This window comes from Pseudomonas sp. D47, from assembly GCF_045447305.1.
GTDB lineage: Bacteria > Pseudomonadota > Gammaproteobacteria > Pseudomonadales > Pseudomonadaceae > Aquipseudomonas.
This window is the reverse complement of sequence record NZ_JBJGXU010000081.1, coordinates 1-21,260: the sequence shown is the minus strand read 5'-3', so window position 1 is coordinate 21,260 and position 21,260 is coordinate 1. Positions and strand designations below refer to the sequence as shown.

General features: G+C 60.9%; 20 protein-coding genes and 2 pseudogenes. 11 read left to right on the top strand and 11 right to left on the bottom strand.

Going from position 1 to position 21,260, the window contains the following annotated elements:
• Positions 1–94 precede the first annotated feature (94 nt).
• From ACI77I_RS29145 to ACI77I_RS29120, 6 genes are all read right to left on the bottom strand, one after another.
• Positions 95–1,042, bottom strand: coding sequence for a D-isomer specific 2-hydroxyacid dehydrogenase family protein (locus ACI77I_RS29145; RefSeq protein ID WP_242155575.1), 948 nt, complete (start codon positions 1,040–1,042; stop codon positions 95–97).
• A gap of 13 nt (positions 1,043–1,055) precedes the next feature.
• Positions 1,056–2,312 (bottom strand): acyl-CoA dehydrogenase family protein, encoded by a 1,257-nt coding sequence (locus ACI77I_RS29140; protein ID WP_406999608.1) that lies wholly within the window; start codon positions 2,310–2,312, stop codon positions 1,056–1,058.
• Positions 2,309–3,673, bottom strand: coding sequence for an LLM class flavin-dependent oxidoreductase (locus tag ACI77I_RS29135; RefSeq protein ID WP_406999606.1), 1,365 nt, complete (start codon positions 3,671–3,673; stop codon positions 2,309–2,311). The genes ACI77I_RS29140 and ACI77I_RS29135 overlap by 4 nt, the downstream gene beginning before the upstream one ends.
• A gap of 14 nt (positions 3,674–3,687) precedes the next feature.
• Positions 3,688–4,662: an ABC transporter substrate-binding protein gene (locus tag ACI77I_RS29130; protein ID WP_263274894.1), complete on the bottom strand. Its 975-nt coding sequence runs from the start codon at positions 4,660–4,662 to the stop codon at positions 3,688–3,690.
• 99 nt (positions 4,663–4,761) lie between these two features.
• Positions 4,762–6,345 (bottom strand): rhodanese-related sulfurtransferase, encoded by a 1,584-nt coding sequence (locus ACI77I_RS29125; RefSeq protein ID WP_406999604.1) that lies wholly within the window; start codon positions 6,343–6,345, stop codon positions 4,762–4,764.
• Positions 6,342–6,953, bottom strand: coding sequence for a cysteine dioxygenase (locus ACI77I_RS29120; RefSeq protein WP_242155582.1), 612 nt, complete (start codon positions 6,951–6,953; stop codon positions 6,342–6,344). Before ACI77I_RS29120 ends, ACI77I_RS29125 begins: the two co-directional genes overlap by 4 nt.
• 225 nt (positions 6,954–7,178) lie before the next feature.
• Between ACI77I_RS29120 and ACI77I_RS29115 the strand changes: the two genes are divergently transcribed.
• Together ACI77I_RS29115 and ACI77I_RS29110 are read left to right on the top strand one after the other, a co-directional pair.
• Positions 7,179–8,084, top strand: a complete 906-nt coding sequence (locus ACI77I_RS29115; protein WP_242155583.1) for a LysR family transcriptional regulator — start codon at positions 7,179–7,181, stop codon at positions 8,082–8,084.
• 244 nt (positions 8,085–8,328) lie between these two features.
• A complete protein-coding gene (locus tag ACI77I_RS29110) occupies positions 8,329–9,123 on the top strand; it encodes a class II aldolase/adducin family protein (protein ID WP_242155584.1) in 795 nt (264 codons plus the stop codon).
• Between the two features lie 99 nt (positions 9,124–9,222).
• Here the strand turns inward: ACI77I_RS29110 and ACI77I_RS29105 are convergent, their stop codons facing one another.
• Entirely contained in the window at positions 9,223–10,305 is a 1,083-nt protein-coding gene (locus ACI77I_RS29105) for an LLM class flavin-dependent oxidoreductase (RefSeq protein WP_263274897.1), read from the bottom strand.
• A 177-nt stretch (positions 10,306–10,482) separates the two neighbouring features.
• Positions 10,483–10,620: pseudogene (locus ACI77I_RS29100) on the bottom strand (two-component sensor histidine kinase); the annotation flags it as partial.
• 209 nt (positions 10,621–10,829) lie between these two features.
• Between ACI77I_RS29100 and ACI77I_RS29095 the strand changes: the two are divergent.
• The 5 genes and pseudogenes from ACI77I_RS29095 to ACI77I_RS29075 all read left to right on the top strand — a co-directional run bounded on the left by ACI77I_RS29095 (position 10,830) and on the right by ACI77I_RS29075 (position 14,416).
• Positions 10,830–11,861, top strand: coding sequence for an isopenicillin N synthase family oxygenase (locus ACI77I_RS29095; RefSeq protein WP_242155586.1), 1,032 nt, complete (start codon positions 10,830–10,832; stop codon positions 11,859–11,861).
• A 13-nt stretch (positions 11,862–11,874) separates the two neighbouring features.
• Positions 11,875–12,668: pseudogene (locus tag ACI77I_RS29090) on the top strand (MetQ/NlpA family ABC transporter substrate-binding protein).
• Positions 12,665–13,411 carry a methionine ABC transporter ATP-binding protein gene (locus ACI77I_RS29085; RefSeq protein ID WP_242155588.1) on the top strand — a complete coding sequence of 249 codons (747 nt, stop codon included), beginning with the start codon at positions 12,665–12,667 and terminating at the stop codon, positions 13,409–13,411. The pseudogene ACI77I_RS29090 and the gene ACI77I_RS29085 overlap by 4 nt, the downstream one beginning before the upstream one ends.
• A complete protein-coding gene (locus ACI77I_RS29080; protein ID WP_242155590.1) occupies positions 13,408–14,073 on the top strand; it encodes a methionine ABC transporter permease in 666 nt (221 codons plus the stop codon). The genes ACI77I_RS29085 and ACI77I_RS29080 overlap by 4 nt, the downstream gene beginning before the upstream one ends.
• A gap of 97 nt (positions 14,074–14,170) precedes the next feature.
• Positions 14,171–14,416 carry a hypothetical protein gene (locus tag ACI77I_RS29075; RefSeq protein ID WP_242155592.1) on the top strand — a complete coding sequence of 82 codons (246 nt, stop codon included), beginning with the start codon at positions 14,171–14,173 and terminating at the stop codon, positions 14,414–14,416.
• On the opposite strand, the gene ACI77I_RS29070 is transcribed toward ACI77I_RS29075, so the two are convergent.
• A complete protein-coding gene (locus ACI77I_RS29070; RefSeq protein WP_263472483.1) occupies positions 14,394–15,806 on the bottom strand; it encodes a PLP-dependent aminotransferase family protein in 1,413 nt (470 codons plus the stop codon). The genes ACI77I_RS29075 and ACI77I_RS29070 overlap by 23 nt on opposite strands.
• Positions 15,807–15,929: 123 nt before the next feature.
• On the opposite strand from ACI77I_RS29070, the gene ACI77I_RS29065 reads away from it, so the two are divergent.
• From ACI77I_RS29065 to ACI77I_RS29050, 4 genes are all read left to right on the top strand, one after another.
• Entirely contained in the window at positions 15,930–16,787 is an 858-nt protein-coding gene (locus ACI77I_RS29065) for a sugar phosphate isomerase/epimerase (protein WP_263472484.1), read from the top strand.
• Positions 16,788–16,854: 67 nt separating this feature from the next.
• Positions 16,855–17,487 (top strand): LysE family translocator, encoded by a 633-nt coding sequence (locus tag ACI77I_RS29060; protein WP_242155598.1) that lies wholly within the window; start codon positions 16,855–16,857, stop codon positions 17,485–17,487.
• A gap of 80 nt (positions 17,488–17,567) precedes the next feature.
• Positions 17,568–18,626, top strand: coding sequence for a diguanylate cyclase (locus ACI77I_RS29055; RefSeq protein ID WP_242155600.1), 1,059 nt, complete (start codon positions 17,568–17,570; stop codon positions 18,624–18,626).
• Between the two features lie 48 nt (positions 18,627–18,674).
• Entirely contained in the window at positions 18,675–19,904 is a 1,230-nt protein-coding gene (locus tag ACI77I_RS29050) for a M20/M25/M40 family metallo-hydrolase (RefSeq protein ID WP_406999600.1), read from the top strand.
• 231 nt (positions 19,905–20,135) lie between these two features.
• Here ACI77I_RS29050 and ACI77I_RS29045 read toward each other — a convergent pair whose 3' ends face one another.
• Both ACI77I_RS29045 and ACI77I_RS29040 read right to left on the bottom strand, forming a co-directional pair.
• Positions 20,136–20,552, bottom strand: coding sequence for a hypothetical protein (locus ACI77I_RS29045; RefSeq protein WP_242155603.1), 417 nt, complete (start codon positions 20,550–20,552; stop codon positions 20,136–20,138).
• 7 nt (positions 20,553–20,559) lie between these two features.
• On the bottom strand, positions 20,560–21,260 hold a 701-nt coding region (locus ACI77I_RS29040; protein ID WP_406999598.1), incomplete at its 5' end, for an RHS repeat-associated core domain-containing protein.

Genomic DNA, 21,260 nt, shown 5'->3' with positions numbered 1-21,260 from the left:
CGCGACAACCAAAGAATTCAACCCATAAAAAGATGCGTAAATACCTATGGCTATCGCAGGCAATCCAGCTCCCACATTTTAATTGAGGTTCGGCTCAAAGGTTAGCGAGATTGGCCAACTGCGAACCGCTCACATACCGCTCCAGATTCGCCAGGAACGTATCGGCAATCTCCTCTTTGCTGTTGGTCGAAATCGCCGAGGTATGCGGCGACAACCTCACCCGCGCATGGCTGTACAACGGGTGCCCATCCGGCAAGGGTTCCGGCTCCGTCACGTCCAGCGAAGCCAGCCCGATCTGCCCATTGTCCAGCGCCTCCAGCAACGCCTCCTGGTCCAGCAAACCACCGCGCGCGATGTTGATCAGGTGCAGCCCCGGCTTGGCGCTGCCGAGTACGTCGCGGTTGACGATATGTCGCGTGGCCTCGGTCAGCGGCGCCGCCAGCACCAGGTGGTCAGCACGGGCAAACAGGTCGTGGATATCCCGCGCGGCGTCTACGCCGTCCACTGCAAAAGGCGCCTGGCTCTGGCGCAGCGCAACCACCTTGATTCCCAGTGCCAAGGCCTTCTGCGCAAGGCTTTTACCGATGGCGCCAAAGCCGAGAATACCCAAGGTGGTGCCCTTGAGCGGGCGCAAAGCGGTGAAATTCCACTGCGCATCCTTCACCCAAATAGCCGGCAAGTGCTTGGACGCGGCAAAGATCGCCGCCAGGGCGAACTCGGCGAGGTTATCGGCGGCCGCGCCCCGCGAGGTAGTCACGGGTGGGCCGTTGAACAGCCACTGCGGGTAGAAGTCGATGCCCGACGACACCAAGTGCACCCACTGCGCGCCATATGGCCAGCCCGGCGGCGGGGTGTCCGGTGCGGTGTAGCCGCGCACGTTGATCGGGCGCAGCAATAGGATATTGGCCTGGGGCGGCAGGTCGCTGGGCACGCCGACCGGCACGCCGATCACCTGGGCTTCGGGGTGGATGGAAGCGAGGCGTTCGCGGAGCAACGCGTTGTAATCTTCGTCCAACTGGCTGGCAATAATCACCTGACTCATGTGCGTTCCTTATTCATTTTGGGCCACGTTGGGCGAAGACAGCTCTGCCGACACCTTGCAGCACGGCGTCGTTTTGTGGCGTATGCACGCGACTGCACAGCACGTCGCGGTAATGGCGTTGCAGCGGGCTGTGGCGCGACAGGCCAGGGTTGCCCGAGGCTTCAATGGCCAGCTCAACGGCGCGGATCGCATTGCCGGTCACCAGGTATTTAAGCTGCGCCGCATTGGCCGCCGGCGTGTGGCCCTCGGCGGCGGCATCGAGCAGGCTGCGGTTGGCAAACAGTAAGGTGTCGATATGGCCGACGGTCTCCTGAAAACGCGGCAAGGTCGACAACGCGGCGCCGAGATTAGACGGCGTGCGTTCTTCCAGCCACTGCACCAGCCAGTCCCGTGCGGCTTGGGCTACGGCGTCGTACACCGAGGACAGCAACACCGACATCCACAGGAATCCATCGCCATCCAGCTCCGGCTGCGGTGCGCTCCAGGGGCTGACGCTGACGGCGTGGTCCAGCGGCACCAGCACGTTGTCGAGCACCACTTCATGGCTGCAGGTGGCGCGCATGCCCAGGTGGTCCCAGGTGTCGATGATGCTCACACCGGGGCTGTTTTTCGGCACCAGCCAGGCGCCTACCAGCGGGTCGGCGTCATCACTGCGCGCCCACACGCTAAACCAGCTCAGGCCATGGCTGCCGGTGGAGTAGATCTTGCGCCCGCTGATGCGCCAGCCTTCGGCGGTGCGCACGGCTGTGGTCGCCGGCAGGCCGCCACGCGCCGGGGTACCGAGGTCGGGCTCGACGCGCAAGGCGTTGATCAGCGCACCGTTGCGCACCGCGTCTTCGGCGACTTGCACGCGCAGGTGCTCAGGCCAGGTCTTGCTGTCTTGCAGGCGCGTGTGTTGCAGGTACTGCATCACTAGGATCAGCGCGGTGGAAGGCTCGCCCTTGGCAATCGCGCTGATCGCCTTGCGCGCCAGGGGCAAGCTGGCACCGCCGCCGCCCAGGGCCTTGGGCACGGTGAGGGCGACCAAGCCGTGGTCATGTAGCCGTTTGAAATTGTCATGGGGGAAGGCACCGCTTTCGTCGTACAGGTGCGCGGTGCTCGCCAGCTCGGCGCTGAGGCGGTCGAGCAGGGCGTCGAAATGCGCCGATCCTTGTGGGAGCTGGCTTGCCTGCGATGGCGGTGGGTCAGCCACCTGCAACGCATGCCCAGAGACCGCTATCGCAGGCAAGCCAGCGCCCACATTCGCGAGTCGGTTCAGATGTTTGCTCATGCCAGCACTTCCTGCTGCTCTTCGACCTCAGCGCCCACGCTGTAGCGGTTGGTCGGCACGTCCAGGCCCAGGTTGTCGCGCAGCGTGTGGCCGCTGTACTCGGTGCGAAACAGCCCGCGCTGTTGCAGCACCGGCACCACCAGTTCGGTGAAGTACTGCAAGCCATCCGGCAGCACCGAGTTGATGATGAAACCATCGCTGGCACCGGTCTCGAACCACGTCTGGATCGCATCAGCGACTTGCTCGGCAGTGCCGACAAAATCACGTTTGGGCTGCGAGAAACGCAGCGCCACTTCGCGCAGGGTCAGGCCTTCGTCCTTGGCCAGTTGCTTGATGCGCTCGGAGCCGCCTTTCTGGCTGTTGGCGCCCAGGTTGCCGAGTTCCGGGAAGGGTTCGTCCAGCGGGTATTTGCTGAAGTCATGGTCATTGAACGGGCGGCCGAGGGCGACAATCGCGTCTTCCACGGTGACCAGTGCCACGGCCTGCTGATAGCGGCTTTCCACCTCAGCGGCATCGCGCCCGACAATCGGGCGGATGCCTGGCAGGATCGACAGGCTGTTGGAGTCGCGACCAAAGCCCTGGGCGCGACGCCTCAAGTCGGCGCTGTAGGCTTTGGCTTCTTCAATGGTCTCGACGTGCACGAAAATCGCGTCGGCGTTTTCCGCCGCGAAGTTGCGCCCATCCTCCGAAGTACCCGCCTGGAAAATCGCCGGCTGGCCCTGGCGCGAGCGGGCGATGTTCAACGGGCCTTTGACCGAGAAGAACTCGCCTTTGTGGTTCAGCGCATGCAGTTTGCTGGGGCTGAAAAACTCGCCGCTTTGCTTGTTGTAGGCAAAGGCGTCGTCTTCCCAGGAATCCCACAGGCCCTTGACCACGTTGAGGTGTTCTTTGGCGATGCGGTAGCGCACCGCGTGCGGTGGGTGCTCGGCCTTGCCGAAGTTATCGGCGGTGCCGCTGAGCCAGGAGGTGACCACGTTCCAACCGGCGCGGCCGCCGCTGATATGGTCCAGGGAGGCAAACTGGCGCGCCACCTGGTAGGGCTCGCTGTAGCTGACGGTGACCGTGGCGACCAGGCCGATATGCGTGGTCAGCGCGGCCAGGGCCGAGAGGATCGTCAGTGGCTCAAAACGGTTGAGGTAATGTGGGCTGGATTTGGCGTGGATGTGCAGGCTGTCGGCGATGAATACGAAGTCGAACTTGGCGCCTTCGGCCAGCTCAGTCTGCTGGTTGTAAAACCCAAAATTCGTGCTGGCATTCGGTTGCGCTTGCGGGTGGCGCCATTCGCCCCAGCCGTGCCCAACGCCGTGAACCATGGCGCCTAGCTTCAAATGGCGTGGCTGCAATTGACCTGGCTTGCTCATGTGCTGCTCCTTGCTTAGCGCGATGCTTGGGAAGTGGGGAAACGGCTGGCGTTAAAGCTTTTGTCGAAGCCCTGGGACACGTCGATGCGCTTGGGCAGCAGGCCTTCTTTCTGATAGGTGTCGGCGGTAGCTTGCAGGCCGCTGATCACGCTGTCGTCGATCACGACGGGGCTCAAATGGGTGTCTTTGGCCACCTCGACGTGCACCGCCAATGGCAGGCCGGTGATTTTCGACTGGGCGGCGGCGTATTCATTGGGGTGCACGTTGGCCCACGCATAGGCGCGATCAACGCGGGCAACAAAATCGTCCAGCTGTACGCGTTTTTCGCTGATGGCCTGGCGGGTGGCAGCGAAGTACAGGTGGTTGCTCAGCAACTGGTTGCCGCTGACCAGAACTCTGGCCTGGCTTTGTGAGGTCACGACCGTGGTGTAAGGGTCCCACGTGGCCCAGGCGTCGACGGTACCGTTATCCAGTACCAACCGGGATTCGGCGGGCAGCAGAAAAATAAACTGCACATCGTTGCTCGTCAGCCCCGCGCTGGCCAGGGCCTTGATCGCCAGGTAGTGACCAATGGAGCCGCGCCCGGTGACGATTTTCTTGCCCTTGAGGTCGGCCACGTTTTTGATCGGGGAATCCTTGGGCACCACCAGGGCGGTGGTATTGCGCCCTTCGGCGTGGATGATGCTGACCACCTTGAGCGAGGCGCCGGCGCCCAGGGCAAACACATACGGTGCATCACCGAGCGCACCGACATCCACAGCGCCAGCATTTAAGGCTTCGCCCAGCGGCGAGGCGGAAGGGAACTCCGACCACTGAATTGAGTAGGGGACGTTTTTGGTTTCGCCGCTGGCTTCCAGCAATGCCTTGATCGTCGATTTTTGATTGGCTACGCGCAGCGGCTGCAGGTCGGCGGCGTGGGCGCTGGTGACCAGGCCGAGGGCGAGGGCGGCGCTCAGGAGCAGGCGTTTGAACGGGGTGGTAAAGGTCATGAGTGATAGATTCCAGGCAGATCGAAAAAGTGTGGGTTACCTCCGCCTGGAAAGGGGTCGGTGAGGCCTGCCCCGGTCCGGGGCAGGCGTAACGGTGAATCAGATCACATAGAAACCATGGGTGGCGTCGCGCGCCAGTTGCTCGACCAGGCCGAACTCCCAATCCAGGTAAGCCTGCATGGCTTCCTTGGGGCTGTCGGTGCCTTCGTACGGTCGGCGGTAGCGGTCGATACGCGGCGAAGCCAAGTGGGTTTCACCGGCTTCCAACGGCAATTGCTCGGCGATCCAGTGGGTGGTGCCGCCTTGCAGCAGGAACACCGGCTTGCCGGTCAGCGCCTCGACGTCGGCCACTGCCAGGCGTGCCAGCTGGCTGGTGCCGCAGGTCAGTACATAACGCTCGGCGGGCGGCACCTTGGCCAGCGCCTCGGGCAATTGCGCGCGTAAGGCCCAGTGGGCGCCAGGGATGTGGCGCTTGACGTAATTGACGCTTGGGGTGAAATCCAGCACCGCCGTGTCGCCGTGGGTTAACCACTCTGCCAAGGTGTGCGGGCTGATCAGTTCGGCTTGCGGCGCCACCGGCACCGGCGCGACCCACGCACCTTTTTCACTGAAGTGCGCGGGTTGCAGGTCGTCCAGCACGTGCACGTCCCAACCCAATTGCGCAAGCCAGGAGGCGGACATATTGGCGCGCACGCCATCGTCATCCACCAGCACCAAGCGCGCACCGCGCACGCTGGCGACGTGGTCGGTTTCCTGCACCAATTGGCCGCCGGGCGTGGAGCGTGCGCCAGGCAGGTGGCCGGCTTCGAATTCTTCCGGGGTGCGCACATCGAACAGGTAAGTGGTGCGCGTCGGTTCCTGCTGCCAGCGTTGCAAGTCGGCCAGGGTGGCGCGGCCGACGCGGGCCTTGTCGGCAACGCGGCGGGCGTCCTGGGCGGCGATCTGGCGGTGTTCTTCAGAGGTCGGCGCAAAGCGGCGCGACTGGCCGTGGGCGAGTTTCTGCCCGGCCAAAGTCCAGCCGATGGTGCCGTTGCGCAGCGCCGACACCGGGTTGGCCACGCCGGCATTGATCAGCGATTGGGTGCCGATAATGCTGCGGGTGCGCCCGGCGCAGTTGACGATGATGCGCGTGCCTGGGTCCGGCGCCAGTTCACGGGCTCGCAGCACCAGCTCGGCACCGGGCACGCTGATGCCGGTGGGGATGCTCATGGTCTGGTATTCGTCGAAGCGGCGCGCGTCGAGCACCACCACATCGGCCTGGCTGTCGAGCAAGGCCTGCACGTCTTCGGCGGCCAGGGACGGCGTGTGGCGCTCACGTTCAACCAGCTCGCCAAAGGCCTTGCTCGGCACGTTGACGTCAATAAACAGCTCGCCACCGGCACGCCGCCAACCGTCCAGGCCACCGTCGAGCAGGCTGACCTGGGTGTAGCCCAGCGCAACCAGGCGCTCGGCGGCCCGCTGCGCCAACCCTTCACCGTTGTCGTAGACGGTGACGTGGGTGTCACGCCGCGGAATGCGCGAGTACACCTCCAGCTCCAGTTTGGACAGCGGGATATTCGCCGCGAACAGCGGGTGAGACTCGGCAAACGGCGCTTCTTCGCGCACGTCGATCAGGGCGATTTCTTCACGGTCCAACAGGGCCTGGCGAATCTGGGCGAAGCTGCGGTTCGATACGGTGGTCATAGGGCAGGGCTCTTTTCTTTGGACAAGTCCCAGATGTTCGGGAGGTAGGCGTTGGAATAACCGGAGATAAACAGTTTCTCGCTGCCGTCGGGCTGATACACCGCGCGGCGCACGGCCCCGATATTGGCGCCGTACACATGAATGCTGATCGACACCTGGTCGCTGTGGGCATTGCTGACCTGATGGATATCGCCGACCTTGGGCGACACCGCCTCGACCTGGCCCGGCACCAGCTGAATGGGCTTGCCTTCGGCGATCAGCCTGCCGTCGGGTGCGCGTTCAAAGCCCTGGGAGAATTCCGAGCCGCGCAACATGCCGATCAAGCCCCACACACGATGGTCATGAATCGGCGTGGTTTGCCCCGGGCCCCAGACAAAACTGACGATGCTGAAGCGCTGGCGCGAATCGGCGTGCAGCAGGAACTGCTGATAGCGCGCAGGGTCAGGTTGGGCGTATTCATCGGGGAGCCAGTCATCATGGCTGACCAATTGCGCCAACAGTTTGCCGCCACGGTGCAACAGGTCGCCTTCACGTGGGTTGCCGTCGATCAGTTCCGCCAGAGCGCCTATAAAGGCTCTGAGTCTCTCGGGGTGTCGGGCCTGGGTCATGGCAATTCCATCGCTGCGTTAACGGGGAGGGGTTGATGGGTTTATATAAGCATAATGTTTATAGTTAATATGCTAATTTTTAATGATTAGCTTATAGCTGAAGGTAATTTAGAACCGGTCTGACTAGCGTTAGACGTTATCGATCGCAGCGTGGGCTATCCAGCCAGCCTTACGGCAACTATGCTTGGTACACATCTTAATGACTGTTCTCTATGTGCGGCCCAAATGAAAATTGACGATATCGATGCCTTTGTCGAAGTGATTCGTTGCCAGTCCATCAGCCACGCCGCCGAGTCGTTGCAACTGACCCAGCCGGCCATTACCCGTCGCGTGCAGAACTTCGAGCAGGCGTTGGGGGTTGAGTTGTTCGACCGCAACACCAAGCCTCTCAAGCCGACGCTGATCGGTACGCGGGTGTATGAACAATGTCGGTTGATCCTGCGCGAGATGGATGCCCTGCGTGAACTGGTGGCCACCGACGCGCCACCGACTGGCGTGTTGCGCCTGGGCGTGCCGCAGACCATCGGCGATGTGGTGCTGCTGGACGCGCTCAAGCACCTGCGCAGCGAATACGCCGAGCTGCGTGCCCAGGTCGCCACCGGTTGGGGCAGCCAGTTGGTGGGCAAGATCGAGCGTGGCGAACTGGACGCAGCGGTGGCGCTGTTTCCGGCTGGCAAGATCTTCCCGGACAACGTCGTCGGCGAGTCCATCGGCAAGATGGAACTGGTGGTGGTCTGCGCCAAGGCACAGTTGCCGAAAAAGCCCTGCAAGCTGGCGGATGTGTACCAGAACGGCTGGATCCTCAACCCGGATGGCTGCGGTTTTCGTGCCGGTTTGCAGCGCACCTTGTCTGATCAAGGCTTGGCGCTGCGGGTGAACCTGGAGACTTTCGGTACCGAGTTGCAATTAGGGCTGGTGGCGGACGGTTTGGGCCTTGGCCTGGTGCCAAGGCCGTTGCTGGAGCGTAGCGCCCACCGTGAGCAACTGGCAGTGATGCCACTCAAGGACTTCAAGCCGGTGATGGATTTGTGGCTGATCTATCCGCATTTTCTCGGCAACCTGCAAGGGCCGGTGGATGCGTTTGGCAAGCGGGTGGCGGACGCGTTGCACAAAATCCGCAAAGCCGCCTGACCCCTGTAGGCGCTGGCTTTGATGAGCATTCCCACGCGCCACGTGGGAATGCCTCTTGTGACGCTCTGCGTCACGCTTTGGGGCGCGGAGCGCCCTGGGCTGAGTTCCCACGCGGAGCGTGGGAACTATCATAACTATCATAAAAAAATATAATAATTAGCTTAGATTAAAATGTGCTTTTTATTATGTTTCGGCATCCCCTAGGCTGCCTGGAAGTCCTTAAGGCCACCCAGGAAGTTTTGCCATGAGCAGCGTCACCTCGATCTCCAGCGTCTCCAACACCGTTCGCCAGCGCGTCACGCCCGAAGAGTGGGAGGTGCGTGTCAAATTGGCTGCGGCCTATCGGTTGGCGGCCTTGTACAAGTGGACCGACCACATCTACACCCACTTCTCCGCCCGTGTGCCGGGGCCGGATGAGCATTTCCTGATCAATGCCTTCGGCTTGTTGTTCGATGAAATCAGCGCGTCCAACCTGGTCAAGGTCGACCTCGACGGCACGCTTGTCGATGACCCAACAGGCCTTGGCATCAACTACGCCGGTTACGTGATCCACAGCGCTATCCACGGTGCGCGCCACGACCTGCAAGCGGTGCTGCACACGCACACCCGTGATGGCATCGCGGTGTCGGCGCAGAAGGACGGCTTGTTGCCGATTTCCCAGCATTCCATCGCGTTCTCCGGGCGTGTGGCCTACCACGGTTATGAAGGCGTGGCGTTGGATCTGGACGAGCGCGAGCGGCTGGTGGCGGACCTGGGCGACAAGAGCGTGATGATCTTGCGTAACCATGGCTTGCTGACGGCGGGGGTGAGTGTGGAGCATGCCTTCCAGCAACTGCAGGGGCTGGAGCGCGCGTGCAATATCCAGGTGGCAGCGCAGGCGGGCGGCAACGCGCAGTTGATCTTCCCGCCAGCGGAAGTGGTGGCCAAGGTGGAAGAACAGGCCAAGGTGTTCAGCAACGGCGAAGGGCCGGGTGTGGCGCGGCATTGGAATGCGTTGATTCGCCAGTTGGAGCGCACTGATACCGACTATAAAAACTGATCTCAGCAGCGACGCCGGACGCCTGTGGGAGCGGCGGTGCGACGATTCACTTGCTCGAATCGTCGCACCGCCGCTCCCACAGTTGGTTTTGCTGTGTGCTTATGCGACCTGCTGGGCCTGCTCGCGCTCTGCGACCAACTGACGGGTAAGCGGGATCAACCGTTTGCCATAGTCAATCGCATCATTGAGCGGATCAAAGCCGCGAATCAGGAAGGTGGTAATCCCCAAGTCGTAGTAATCCAACAACGCTTCAGCGACTTGCTCGGCGGTGCCCACCAGTGAAGTCGAATTACCTTGAGCCCCGAGCAAGCCAGCAATCCCGGTCCACAAGCGCTTATCCAACCGCGACCCTTGCGCCGCCGCCGCCAACAACCGGCGCGAGCCTTCGTTCGGTGGTTCGCGTCGTACAAATCCGTTCTTCTCAGCCAACGCCGTAGCCTGCTGCAAAATCGTTTCGGCACGTGCCCACGCCAGTTCCTCGGTTTCGGCCAGGATCGGCCGCAATGACAAACTGAAACGAATCGTACGCCCATGCTTGGCCGCTTCGGCCCGCACCTGCGTCACCACTTCGCGCACTTGCTCATAGGTTTCACCCCACAGCGCATACACGTCGGCATGCTTGCCCGCCACCGCAATCGCCGCCGCTGAGGAGCCGCCGAAGTACAGCGGAATATGCGGCTGTTGCGGTGACTTCACCGTGGAGTGCGCGCCTTCGACCTTGTAGTAGGCGCCGGAGAAATCGAACGGCTGCTCGCTGGTCCATTCTTGACGCACCACGCTGAGGTACTCGTCGGTGCGCGCGTAGCGTTCGTCCTTGCCGATGTGGCTGCCATCGGCACGCAGTTCGCGGTCATCGCCGCCGGTGATGATGTGCACGGCGGTGCGCCCGCCGTTGAATACATCCAGGGTGCTGAACTGGCGCGCAGCCAACGTGGGCTGAGCAAAACCTGGGCGGTGGGCGATCAGGAACTGCAGCTTTTGGGTGACGCTGGCCGCATGCGCGGCGATCAGCGTGCTGTCCGGGCTGTTGGAATGGAAGGCCACCAAGGCGCGGTCGAAACCGGCCTCTTCGTGGGCGCGGGCCACGGTTTCGACGTAGTCCGGTTGCAGGGTCGGGCCGCTGCGCGGGTGAATCTCGGAAGCGTGATGGCCGCCGATATAGCCGATGAATTCAATGCTCATGGTCAGTCCTTGTCAGGTACGGGATCAACACCTCCTCCGGGCGTGGGGTCGGTCACTCGGGTCAAAAGTAAGGGGGCTGGCCGAGTCTGTAAAATGCCTGTTGGTTCTAACCTAAGTATTAAAAAAACGAATTATTAATCTGTTTGTTTATTATTAATATGCATTTAAAAGGCGCCGCTACAAGCTCAACCGAATCTGCGCACACAACCTGCCGCCCGTGCCACCTGTGCCGCGATTGCGTGAGCTTTCCACTCGATAAAACGGCTGCATGACCTGCACCCATTTGTCCTCGGCACTCCTGGGGCCGCGGTCTAGCCAGCGCTGCTGGCTGTGCCTGGTGCCCTTTATATTGCAGTGTATCTGGCGATAACGAGATACGCAGCGAAGCAAAAAAACCGACAGGCCAGGGTCCGGCGTCGTTCACCGGCGAGCCTAAGCTAATGCTAAAAAGGTATTTATTAAGGCTTTTTAAGATCGTTTAGCTTGGTCGCTCCAGCCCCAGACGCTTATGGAGTGAGCCGCCCATGCTGCAATCAATCACCACCTTGCCGCTGCTGGACCTGTCGCAGCTCGACGGCAGCCCGCAGCAGCGTGGCGAATTCCTCGATGAGTTGCGATCCGCCGCGCGGCATATCGGCTTTTTCTACCTCACCGGCCACGGTATCGATCCCGTGCTGCTGGCCCAGGTGCAGCAGCAAGCCCGCGCTTTTTTTGCCTTGCCTGAGGCCGACAAACTCGCCGTCGGTATGCTCAACTCTCCACACTTTCGGGGCTACAACCGCGCGGCTTCGGAGATCACCCGCGGCGAGCCGGACCTGCGCGAGCAGTTCGACGTCGGTGCCGAGCGCGAGCCGTTGAATGTTGATCAATACCCGGCCGCCTGGGCGCGTTTGCAAGGCCCCAACCAATGGCCGGTGGCGTTGCCCGAACTCGAGCCGCGGGTGCTGGCCTGGCAGCAGGCGATGACGCAGATGTCGTTGCGCCTGCTGCGCGCCTTCGCCCAGGCGTTGTCGTTGCCCGAGAATGCGTTTGACGCGTTGTACGGCAGCCACCCCAACGAGCACATCAAGCTGATGCGCTACCCCGGCCGCCACGCGCAACAAAGCCGCCAAGGCGTAGGCGCACACAAGGATTCCGGGTTTCTGAGCTTCCTGCTGCAAGACCAACAGGCCGGTTTGCAGGTGGAAGTGGAGGAGGGCCGCTGGATCGATGCGTCGCCGCGCCCCGACACGCTGGTGGTGAACATCGGCGAGTTGCTCGAGCTGGCCAGCAACGGTTACTTGCGCGCCACCGTGCACCGCGTGGTCTCGCCGCCGGTGGGCAGCGAGCGCTTGTCCCTGGCGTTTTTCCTCGGCGCGCAACTGGATGCGGTGGTGCCGGTGTATCAGCTGGCGCCTCAATTGCTGCGCGATGCCCACGGGCCGACCAGCGACCCACGCAACCCGTTGCTGCGCGATGTCGGCTGGAATTACCTGAAAGGCCGTCTGCGTTCGCACCCGGATGTCGCCCAGCGGTTTTACGCCGACGCCACACTTCCCCACGCACTGTCCGCCTGATCAGGAGATCACCATGTTGAAAAAAACCGCACTTACCCTGGCGGCGTTGCTGGCTTCATTCAGTGTGTCGGCCGCCGATGTGTTGCGCGTCGCCGCCGACCCGATTCCCCATGCACAATCCTCGAATACGTGCAGAAACTCGACCCGAACCTGAACCTGAAGATCATCGAAATCCCCAGCGGCGTGAACTCCAACGAGTTGCTCGCCCATGGTGATGTCGACGCCAATTACTTTCAGCACCTGCCGTTCCTCAACGCTCAGGAGCAGGCGCTCGGGCAGAAATTTTCCGTGGCCGCCACCGTGCACATCGAGCCGCTGGGCATCTACTCCCGCCGCCATACAAGCTTCGCCCAGGTGCCGGACCAGGGCACGGTGGCGGTGCCCAACAACGTCACTAACCTCAGCCGCGCGCTGTACCTGTTGCAAGCCAATGGCTTGATCAAACTCAAGCCGGGTTTCAATGACGCCTCCAAGGACCAAGCCACGCCCAAGGACATTGCCGAGAACCCCAAGCACCTGAAGATTCTGGAGATTGAATCGCCGCAAATTCCGCGTGCGCTGGATGATGTGGACCTAGCGGTGATCAATGGCAACTTCGCCCTGGAAGCCGGGTTGGTGCCGGCCAAGGATGCCTTGGGGTTGGAGAAAGCCGAGGGCAACCCGTACGCGAATATCCTGGTGACTACGCCGAAACTGGCGGATGACCCGCGTATCAAGCAGCTCGCCAAGGACCTGCGTTCGCCGCAAGTCGCCACGTTCATTACCGAGAAATATGCAGGCTCGGTGATTCCGGTGGCGGTCGAATGATCGTCGTCGAGGGCGTCAGCAAAACCTACGCCGATGGCCAGCCGGCGGCGCTGGATAATGTGTCGTTACAGATAAGCGACGGTTCGATCTTCGGCATCGTTGGCCGCAGCGGGGCGGGCAAAAGCACCTTGCTGCGCTGCCTCAACCTGCTAGAGCGGCCAACCTGCGGGCGCATCCTGCTGGATGGTCAGGACCTGACCCAACTGAGCGACAAACAACTGCGCCAGCAACGCCAGCGCATCGGCATGATCTTCCAGGGTTTCAACCTGCTGCATTCGCGCACTGTGGCGGATAACGTCGCGGTGCCGCTGGAAATCGCCAAGGTGCCCAAGACCGAACGGGCTGCGCGCGTGGCCGAATTGCTGGCATTGGTGGGCCTTAGCGAAAAAGCCCTGGCATTTCCTTCACAGCTCTCCGGTGGGCAGAAACAACGCGTGGGCATTGCCCGCGCACTGGCGGCGCGCCCGGCGTATCTGTTGTCGGATGAGGCCACCAGCGCCCTTGACCCGGAAACCACCGCGTCGATTCTTGAGTTGTTGCGCGACATCAATCGGCAACTGGGCGTGACCATCGTGCTGATCACCCACGAGCTGGAGGTGGTCAAGGCCATCTGCGACAGCGCGGTGTCCCTGGCCGATGGCCGCGTGTTGGAAAGCGGCACGCTGCTGCAGTTGCAAGCCGACCCGGCCTCGCGCCTGGGCCGCTCGTTAGCACCCAGCCTGCAAGTGGTGAGGGCAGTATGAAAACCGACTGGAATGAGGTGGTGCAACTGCTGCTCAACGCCACCGGCGAAACCCTGTACATGGTGTTGCTGGCGGGGTTGTTCACGCTGTTGATTGGCCTGCCGCTGGGCGTGGTGCTGTTTATCAGCCGACGCGGCGGCCTGTTGCCTTTGCCACGGCTCAACCGGGCATTGGGCGGGGTGATCAACCTGGGGCGTTCATTGCCGTTTGTGGTGATGCTGATCGCGTTGATTCCGTTGACGCGTTTGATCGTAGGTACGACGTTGGGCAGCACGGCGGCCGTGGTGCCGATCACCATTGGTGCCTTTCCGTTTTTTGCGCGCATCGTTGAAAACGCGCTGGACGAAGTGGACAAGGGCCGCATCGAGGCCATCGTGGCCATGGGCGGTGATATTCGCCATGTGATTCTCAAGGTGCTGCTGCCCGAAGCCTTGCCCGCGCTGGTGGCGGGGGTGACGCTGACGTTGGTGATGCTGATCGGCTTTTCCTCTATGGCCGGCGTGATTGGCGGCGGTGGGCTGGGGGATTTGGCGATCCGCTATGGCTACCAGCGGTTCAACAACCAGATCATGGTGGTCACGGTCATCGTCTTGGTGCTGCTGGTGCAAGGCGTGCAAAGCCTGGGGGATCGTTGCGTGAGATCGCTGGCGCATCGCCGATAAACGGTTATGTACTAATGAATTTTTAATGTTCCTAGTTATATGCGGGGCCGGGTAAAGTCACCTTCACTTCTTTTATCTCGCCGCCGGGCTCAGTGCGATGCACGCCAGCGCCAATAAACGCGCATACCCCCAACAGGAGGTGATGCGCGAGCAGTTGCTGAGGTTGTTCAAGGTGCTGGGGAACACCTTGCTGTACGATATCGAAGACTTGATCGTGCGCGAGGCGTTTGCGGTTTGTGGTTTCAACCCGCTACGCACGGCGGATTTGTTGGGGATCACCCGCAACGCCATGCGCACCTTGCTGCTCAATCACGGCATGCTCAAGGGGCGCGCACGGCCTTGAGCAGCAGCGCCTCGAACACTTGCTGCGCCCGTGGCTCATCACTGTGGGCCACGTTAAAACGCATCGAATTGAGGTGCGCCGGGTCGTAGCCGAACAGCGCGCCCGGCGCCAGCACCATGCTGCGCTTCAACGCCTCCTGGGCCAGCAGTTCGCCGTTCACGCCCGGCGGCAGGCGCGCCCAGATAAACATCCCGCCTTCATAGGCCATCGGCAGTTCGCAGCCGCAGCGCTTGAGCCATTGCTCGACGCGCCCGCCGGCCTCCATCAACCGTTGCACCATGCGCTTGCGGTGTTTGGCGTAACTGCCTTCGCTGAGCATGCGGTAGACGATCTGCTCGAACAGCTCGGAGGTCACGCCGCCGCTCATCAATTTCATGTTGGTCAGGTTCGCCGCCAGTTGCGGCGCGGCCACCACGTAGCTGACGCGGGTGTTGGCGCTGAGAATCTTGGAGAAGCCCGACAGGTAGGTGACCTGGCCCAGGCCGGCGAGGGCGGCCAGGCGCGGTGGCGGGTTGGGGTGCAGGTCGGCGTAGAGGTCATCCTCGACGATATGGCAGTGGTATTGCTGGGTCAGTTGCAGCAGGCGAAACGCCTGGCTGGGGCTGAAGGAATGGCCGGTGGGGTTATGCAGCACGCTGGTGGTCAGGTACAGACTGGGGCGGTGCTCGGCCAGCAGTTGTTCCAGGGCGGTGAAGTCAAAGCCGTCGGGGCGCCGCTGGATGGTCACCACCTTGACCCCGTGCAAGGCCAGGTTGGCGTGGAAGTTGAAGTAGCACGGCGCGTCCAGCAGCACCGTATCGCCGGGGCGCGCGAGCAGGCGCATGAGCATGTCCAGGCCCTGCACGGTGTTCGGCGTAGTGATGATTTGTTCCACCGGCACCGACAGGCCTTCGGCGTGCAGCTTGTGTTGCAGGGCTTGGCGTAACGGCAACAGCCCGGCCGGCGTGCCGAGCCCGGCGATGCGCAACGACGGCGCACGCACCACGCTGCGCATCGTCTGGCGGATGGCTTCGTTGTTCAGCCAGTCTTCCGGCAAATGACCACTGCCAGGGCGCAATTCGCCGCTGGCGGTAACCAAGGGGCGACGCAACACGCTAAGCAAGTCTTGGGGCAATAGATCGACCCAACTCGCTTGAGCTGGGCGCAGCGTGTCCATCGCCACAAAATAGCCACGGCCTTGGCTTGACGTCAGCAAATTGCGCCCGCGCAAGCGATCCAGCGCCTCGTTGAGGGTGAACTTGCTGACGCCCAGCACCTGGGTCAGCTCACGCACCGAAGGTAACTTGCTGCCGGGCGCCCATTCTCCCTGCTCGATGGCCTGGCTAAACGCCTCGACGATCTGCTGGACCTTGGGCGTGCCCTGCACAAAGGCGATGGCGGATATAAACATAAACCTTCCTGGTCTTTGCTGGTTATTTTACCGGTGAAGTAAGGCCGGATTAGGCCCCACTTTACCTGATCTAAGCAAGGCTGCCTCACTAGACTGAGCGTCTTCATCCAAAGGAAGCCGTCGATGGAAAGCGAACTCAGCCAGTTGACCACAGCGTTCTGTACAGGGCTGGCCCAGCAGAAATACATGGGCGCCGAAAAAGGCCTGCAAACCGCCGTTGAGGCGGGCTGCACGCACTGGTACATCGACGCCAGCCTGTATGGCGAAATGGTTGAGGACTGGACCGAAACGCGCATTGCCGGCCTGCAGGGGCAGATTGCGAAAACCGGCGTCAAGCCGATTTTCCATAGCAACTTCAAGGCGCCGCTGGGCAGTGACGTCGAAGCTTTCCGGACGGCGGCCGTGCAATACGTGAAAAGAGAAATCGAGATTGCCAGCCGTCTGGGCGCGCCATTGATCATCCACGGCGGTTGCATCGTCGAGCCGAAAATAGCGCCGATGGCCAAGCAGGTGGTCCTTGAACGCTACCTCAAGTCGGTGCAGGAACTGGCGCTGTATGCCGAGGCCAGAGGCACGGATATCTACCTGGAAAGCCTGTCCAGTTATGTCAATTACCGGATATTCACCCACGAGGCGCAATACGCGTGGGTGTTAGAGCACCTGCAACCACACGCCAATGTGTACTTCTGCCTCAATGCCGGCCACGCCATCATCGAACGTGGCCTGCCGGCGGCGGTGTTGCGCAAGTACCCCCATCTGATCAAAGGCATCGCCTTTCGCAATAACAGTGGCGCACAAGACCCGTACTTGCAGGAGCACGACGATAGCTGTGACTACGCCGACGTGGTGCAGGCCATCGTCGAGACTCACTGGCAAGGCCTGGTGACCTTTGAAACCCGCACCCAGACCGCCAAGGCCGCCCTGGCTGACCTGGCGCTGATGTATCGCCAGGCCCTGACGCTCGAAATAGCGGTTGGCTGATGGGCCCATGGTCAGCGCTCGCATCATGCGTTGCGTTGTTGTTTCTATCACCTCAAGGTCTCGGCCCATGACAAGTGCGTTAACGCTTTCTTCGTTTCTCTACTTTCTGCTGTTTTGCGCCACCATGACCTTCAGCCCAGGCCCGATGACCCTGCTGCTGTTGAGCCTGGGTGTGAAAGACGGCTTACGCAGCTCGATCCCGGCGCAGATCGGCGCCAGTGTGTCGTACCTGATTTCGATCCTGATCTTTGCCGTAGGCTTCTCGGAGTTGATCAAGGGCAACCTCGCCATCACCCAGACCCTCCAGTTGGTCGGTGTGGCCTACATCCTTTACCTGGCCTACAAGCAGTGGACCAGCAGCGGCGTGTCGATCAACCAGACCGGTGCGGTGGAAGGCTCACGCAGCCTATTCGGTAAAGGTTTGCTGACCGGGTTTTCCAACCCCAAGACCATCATCATGTTCAGCGCCGTATTCCCGCAGTTTGCAGGGGCGGGGGAGCACAGCTCAGCAGCGGATATCGCCATCCTCGGGCTGACCTTTCTGACGCTGCAATTTGCCAGCGGTTGCCTGTACTGCTATTTCGGCCAGCGCATCAAGCATGTGCTGGAAAACCCCAAGCGCCGGGTACTGTTGCAACGGGTCACAGCGGTGTTGTTGCTGGGTGTGGCGTTGATGTTGGCGCGAGGGTTTTCCCACTGAAGTATTAGCCTATAAGCGGTAGTGGCGATTTGACGTTGCCCTGATAGACTCCAGGCATTCATCCAGGATCACACCAAACCATGTCAGCCGCCGGAGGAAATGGACTTCCGCTCGCTTCACGGTTGTACAAGTCGCGCGCCTTGGGGATGTCGCTGGGTTTTGTGTGCGTGGTGTTTGGCATGTACCCCTTGCAGCCGCCACTGTGGGTGTGGGCCTGGATGCTGATCAACGCCTTCGTCTGGCCGCACTTGGCCTATCAATGGTCGCGCCGCGCGAGCAATTCCCTGCGCAGCGAACGGCGTAACCTGATGTTCGATTCCTTTTGCGGTGGCTTCTGGGTCGGCGCCATGTATTTCAACCCGTTGCCCAGCGTCACCACGCTGTCGATGATGACCATGAACAACGTCGCCATCGGCGGGCCACGCTTTATGTTGGCGGGCTGGGTGGCGCAGGCATTGGGCATCGGTGTGTCGTTACTGGTGTTCTCCCCAGCGTTTATCGCCGTGACCACGCAAACCCAGCTTTACGCCTGTTTGCCGATTCTGATGGTGTACCCCTTGGCGTTGGGCTGGATCTGCTATCGCCAGGCCGTGACCCTGGCTCGACACAAACGCGAGTTACTGGCCCTGAGCCGCACCGACAGCCTGTCCGGCCTGCTCAACCACGGCGCCTGGAAGGACCAACTGGAAATCGAATTCCAACGCTGCCGCCGCGAGCAGGTGGGCGCCGCCATTGCGCTGATCGACATCGACCATTTCAAGACCATCAATGACACTTATGGCCATGTAACCGGCGATATCGTGCTGCGCCAACTGAGCAAAATACTGCGCCAGAACCTGCGCGTCACCGACCTCGCTGGGCGTTATGGCGGTGATGAGTTTTGCGTGATCCTGCCGGGCATGCCGCTGCACCGCGCCACCGAAGTGATGGAAGCCTTGCGCGATCGCTTCAACGCCTTGGCCTATGCCCAGGACCCGACGCTGCGCGCCAGCTTGAGCATTGGCCTGGCGCCCTATCAACCTGCGCACGCCGATTCCACCAGTTGGCTCAACGACGCCGACCAAGCGTTGTACGAGGCTAAGAGCAGCGGGCGTAACCGCGTGAGTTCGGTGCAGGGGAGTTGGTTGCGGTCGGTCTAGTGGGGTAGGGTGTCGCAGCGCCCCCCAACAAAAAACAAGGATCGGCCCATGCTCTTCACCTTCTCCCGTACCCTCCTGGCCGCGACCCTGGCCTTGTCCTTCGCCGTGCCGGCCTACAGCGCCGAACCCCACAAACAGATCCAGGCCGATTCCGAACAGTACAAGGCCGAGGCCCTGAAACTGCTTGAGCGCCTGGTGAATATCGACTCGGGCTCCGGCTACGAGCCCGGCCTGACCCAAGTGCGCAACATCGCCGTGGATGAATTGAAGCAGCTGGGTTTCAGCATCGAACTGGTGCCAGACAAAGCGGCCAACAACAGCCATGTGATCGCCACTCTCAAAGGCAACGGCAAAGCCAAGATCCTGCTGATGGCCCACATGGACACCGTGTTCAAGGAAGGCTCGGCCGCCGCCCGCCCGTTCCACATCAAGGACGGCCGCGCTTACGGCCCCGGCGTGATGGATGACAAGGGCGGCATCGTTGCCGGCATCTACGCGCTCAAAGTTCTGAAAAACCAAGGCTTCAAGGACTACGCGCAAATCACCTTCCTGCTCGACGCCAGCGAAGAAACCGGCTCCGAAGCCGCCTCCGAGCTGATCCGCAACACCGCCAAGGCGAACGACGTCACCTTGAACCTCGAACCCGGCCGCCCAGCCGATGGCCTGGTGGTTTGGCGCAAAGGCAGCGCCACCGCCGTGGTCGAAGTCAAAGGCAAAGCCGCCCACGCCGGCGTCGCCCCGGAACTGGGCCGCAACGCCGCCATGGAAGCGGCGCACCAGATCCTGCAACTGGGCAAACTCGGTGATGAAGAGAAGAAAACCACCATTAACTTTACCGTGATCAATGCCGGCGACCGTAAAAACGTCATCCCCGACCAAGCGACGGCCATGGCCGATGTACGCGCGGCGTTGCCGGAAGAGTTCGATCGGATCGAGAAAGACCTGGCACGCGTCTCGGCCAACAAGTTAATCCCGGACACTGAAGTGAAGACCAGTTTGCGCCGGGGGTTACCGCCGATGCCGCAGACGCCGGAGTCGGATAAGTTGGTCGCGATTGCCCAGGGAATCTATGGGGAGCTGGGGCGTACGTTGACCATTGAAGGCAGCGGCGGGGCCGCGGATGCGAGCTTGTCGGCTGGGGTAGGGACGCCGACATTGGATGGGTTTGGGATTGTCGGAGGGAATATTCATACCCCAGAGGAGTATGCGGAAGTGGAGAGTGTGGCGCCGCGGATTTACCTGCTTAGCCGGATGATAATGGAGCTTTCGAAGCGGTGATTGGGTCGTAGGGCTCGCCCATTCTCTAAGGGTGAACCTTGATCCCATGGTGAGCAGGCTCGTTGTGGCGAGCAGGCTTGCCCTGCGTTGGGCTGCGCAGCAGCCCCAAAACTGGCGAGGCGGGTTTGGCTGTTTAAACGCCGTCGTTCTTAATGGGGCTGCTGCGCAGCCCAACGCGAGCAAGCTCGCTCGCCACAGGGTTGGGGGATGTCAGTGAGATAAATGATGCTCTTACCATGTGGATGGGTCTTCGAGGCTGGCTTTTTGGAGGTCGTCTTTCCAGACCTCGTTGGCTAATCGGTAGATGTCGGCAAAGAAGCCTCGGGGGTCCGCTATTTCTGTTTCATCCCAGGCCATCGTTATGTGCTCGTCGTAATCACTTTCAAACTCTTTTGCGAAATCAAAACCGGGCGAATCTAGCGCATCCTTGAGTATAGACATCAGCACAGAACGATGTCGGTAAGACAGATACATAAGGTCTTTCAAAACAAAAAGAATGATGATTGTTTCTCTGTCTTTTTCATTGTTAGGGTCGTATTTCCACAGTGCTTCGCCAGCGGTGTCTTCAAGGTCGTATATCGATAAGGCCCCCAATATGTGAGAGATGTTGGGGAGGTACGGCATATCCATGAAAGGCGATTTCAACATTGGCTACTCACTTAGGAAACGCTGTAAATGGTCGTGTTGAGTTGTTTTTATCAAATCTAATTTCAGCGCTGTCCATACTTTCAATGTACTTTGGATTTCTTGGGTCTTTGCTGTTAGGTTTGTAACCTCGCCCTGCGCCAAGCAGTTCAACTACGACCACGGGGTTCCCCGTCTTATCGAAACCTGTAGGAGCGGGGGAATTGCTTTGCATTTTACCCAAGGCCTTGTTTATAGCGTGGAGCTGCATTTTCCAGGATTTAAATTGAGAACTTGAGCTGATCGGTCCTTTTGTGCCTGTGGTCGGATTTGTACCGTCTATAGAACGTTGCTTCAAGGCTTCGTCCGGTATCTCAGGCCCATGCTTTTCAGTCGCATGCATATCGTATTTTTGTTCCCAACCCAACACTTTTCGCTTTGCGTTTGACTCTGTTAGTTGATCTATTCTTGCCTGCCGCTCAGTTTTTGGCTGATGAGGTAGGGCGGGCGTTCCGTCATTAACTTTAGGTTTGGGTTCTGCAGTAGCGTTAGGCTTGCATCCGTCGCCACCAGGACAGGTATTTAGGCCTAGCGGATCTATCCACCCCGTAGGGTTGGGCGCGTACTGGTACGCGTTGATCCCACCAGCCAGCTTCACTGGATCAGGCGTCAGGTAACGACCAATATCTGGATTGTAGTAGCGATGGCGGTTGTAGTGCAGCCCGCTTTCCG

What these genes read in the sequence shown, in the direction of transcription:
- ACI77I_RS29145 (WP_242155575.1), bottom strand. Translation starts at nt 1,042, where the DNA reads ATGAGTCAGGTGATTATTGCCAGCCAGTTGGACGAAGATTACAACGCG.
- ACI77I_RS29140 (WP_406999608.1), bottom strand. Translation starts at nt 2,312, where the DNA reads ATGAGCAAACATCTGAACCGACTCGCGAATGTGGGCGCTGGCTTGCCT.
- ACI77I_RS29135 (WP_406999606.1), bottom strand. Translation starts at nt 3,673, where the DNA reads ATGAGCAAGCCAGGTCAATTGCAGCCACGCCATTTGAAGCTAGGCGCC.
- ACI77I_RS29130 (WP_263274894.1), bottom strand. Translation starts at nt 4,662, where the DNA reads ATGACCTTTACCACCCCGTTCAAACGCCTGCTCCTGAGCGCCGCCCTC.
- ACI77I_RS29125 (WP_406999604.1), bottom strand. Translation starts at nt 6,345, where the DNA reads ATGACCACCGTATCGAACCGCAGCTTCGCCCAGATTCGCCAGGCCCTG.
- ACI77I_RS29120 (WP_242155582.1), bottom strand. Translation starts at nt 6,953, where the DNA reads ATGACCCAGGCCCGACACCCCGAGAGACTCAGAGCCTTTATAGGCGCT.
- ACI77I_RS29115 (WP_242155583.1), top strand. Translation starts at nt 7,179, where the DNA reads ATGAAAATTGACGATATCGATGCCTTTGTCGAAGTGATTCGTTGCCAG.
- ACI77I_RS29110 (WP_242155584.1), top strand. Translation starts at nt 8,329, where the DNA reads ATGAGCAGCGTCACCTCGATCTCCAGCGTCTCCAACACCGTTCGCCAG.
- ACI77I_RS29105 (WP_263274897.1), bottom strand. Translation starts at nt 10,305, where the DNA reads ATGAGCATTGAATTCATCGGCTATATCGGCGGCCATCACGCTTCCGAG.
- ACI77I_RS29095 (WP_242155586.1), top strand. Translation starts at nt 10,830, where the DNA reads ATGCTGCAATCAATCACCACCTTGCCGCTGCTGGACCTGTCGCAGCTC.
- ACI77I_RS29085 (WP_242155588.1), top strand. Translation starts at nt 12,665, where the DNA reads ATGATCGTCGTCGAGGGCGTCAGCAAAACCTACGCCGATGGCCAGCCG.
- ACI77I_RS29080 (WP_242155590.1), top strand. Translation starts at nt 13,408, where the DNA reads ATGAAAACCGACTGGAATGAGGTGGTGCAACTGCTGCTCAACGCCACC.
- ACI77I_RS29075 (WP_242155592.1), top strand. Translation starts at nt 14,171, where the DNA reads ATGCACGCCAGCGCCAATAAACGCGCATACCCCCAACAGGAGGTGATG.
- ACI77I_RS29070 (WP_263472483.1), bottom strand. Translation starts at nt 15,806, where the DNA reads ATGTTTATATCCGCCATCGCCTTTGTGCAGGGCACGCCCAAGGTCCAG.
- ACI77I_RS29065 (WP_263472484.1), top strand. Translation starts at nt 15,930, where the DNA reads ATGGAAAGCGAACTCAGCCAGTTGACCACAGCGTTCTGTACAGGGCTG.
- ACI77I_RS29060 (WP_242155598.1), top strand. Translation starts at nt 16,855, where the DNA reads ATGACAAGTGCGTTAACGCTTTCTTCGTTTCTCTACTTTCTGCTGTTT.
- ACI77I_RS29055 (WP_242155600.1), top strand. Translation starts at nt 17,568, where the DNA reads ATGTCAGCCGCCGGAGGAAATGGACTTCCGCTCGCTTCACGGTTGTAC.
- ACI77I_RS29050 (WP_406999600.1), top strand. Translation starts at nt 18,675, where the DNA reads ATGCTCTTCACCTTCTCCCGTACCCTCCTGGCCGCGACCCTGGCCTTG.
- ACI77I_RS29045 (WP_242155603.1), bottom strand. Translation starts at nt 20,552, where the DNA reads ATGTTGAAATCGCCTTTCATGGATATGCCGTACCTCCCCAACATCTCT.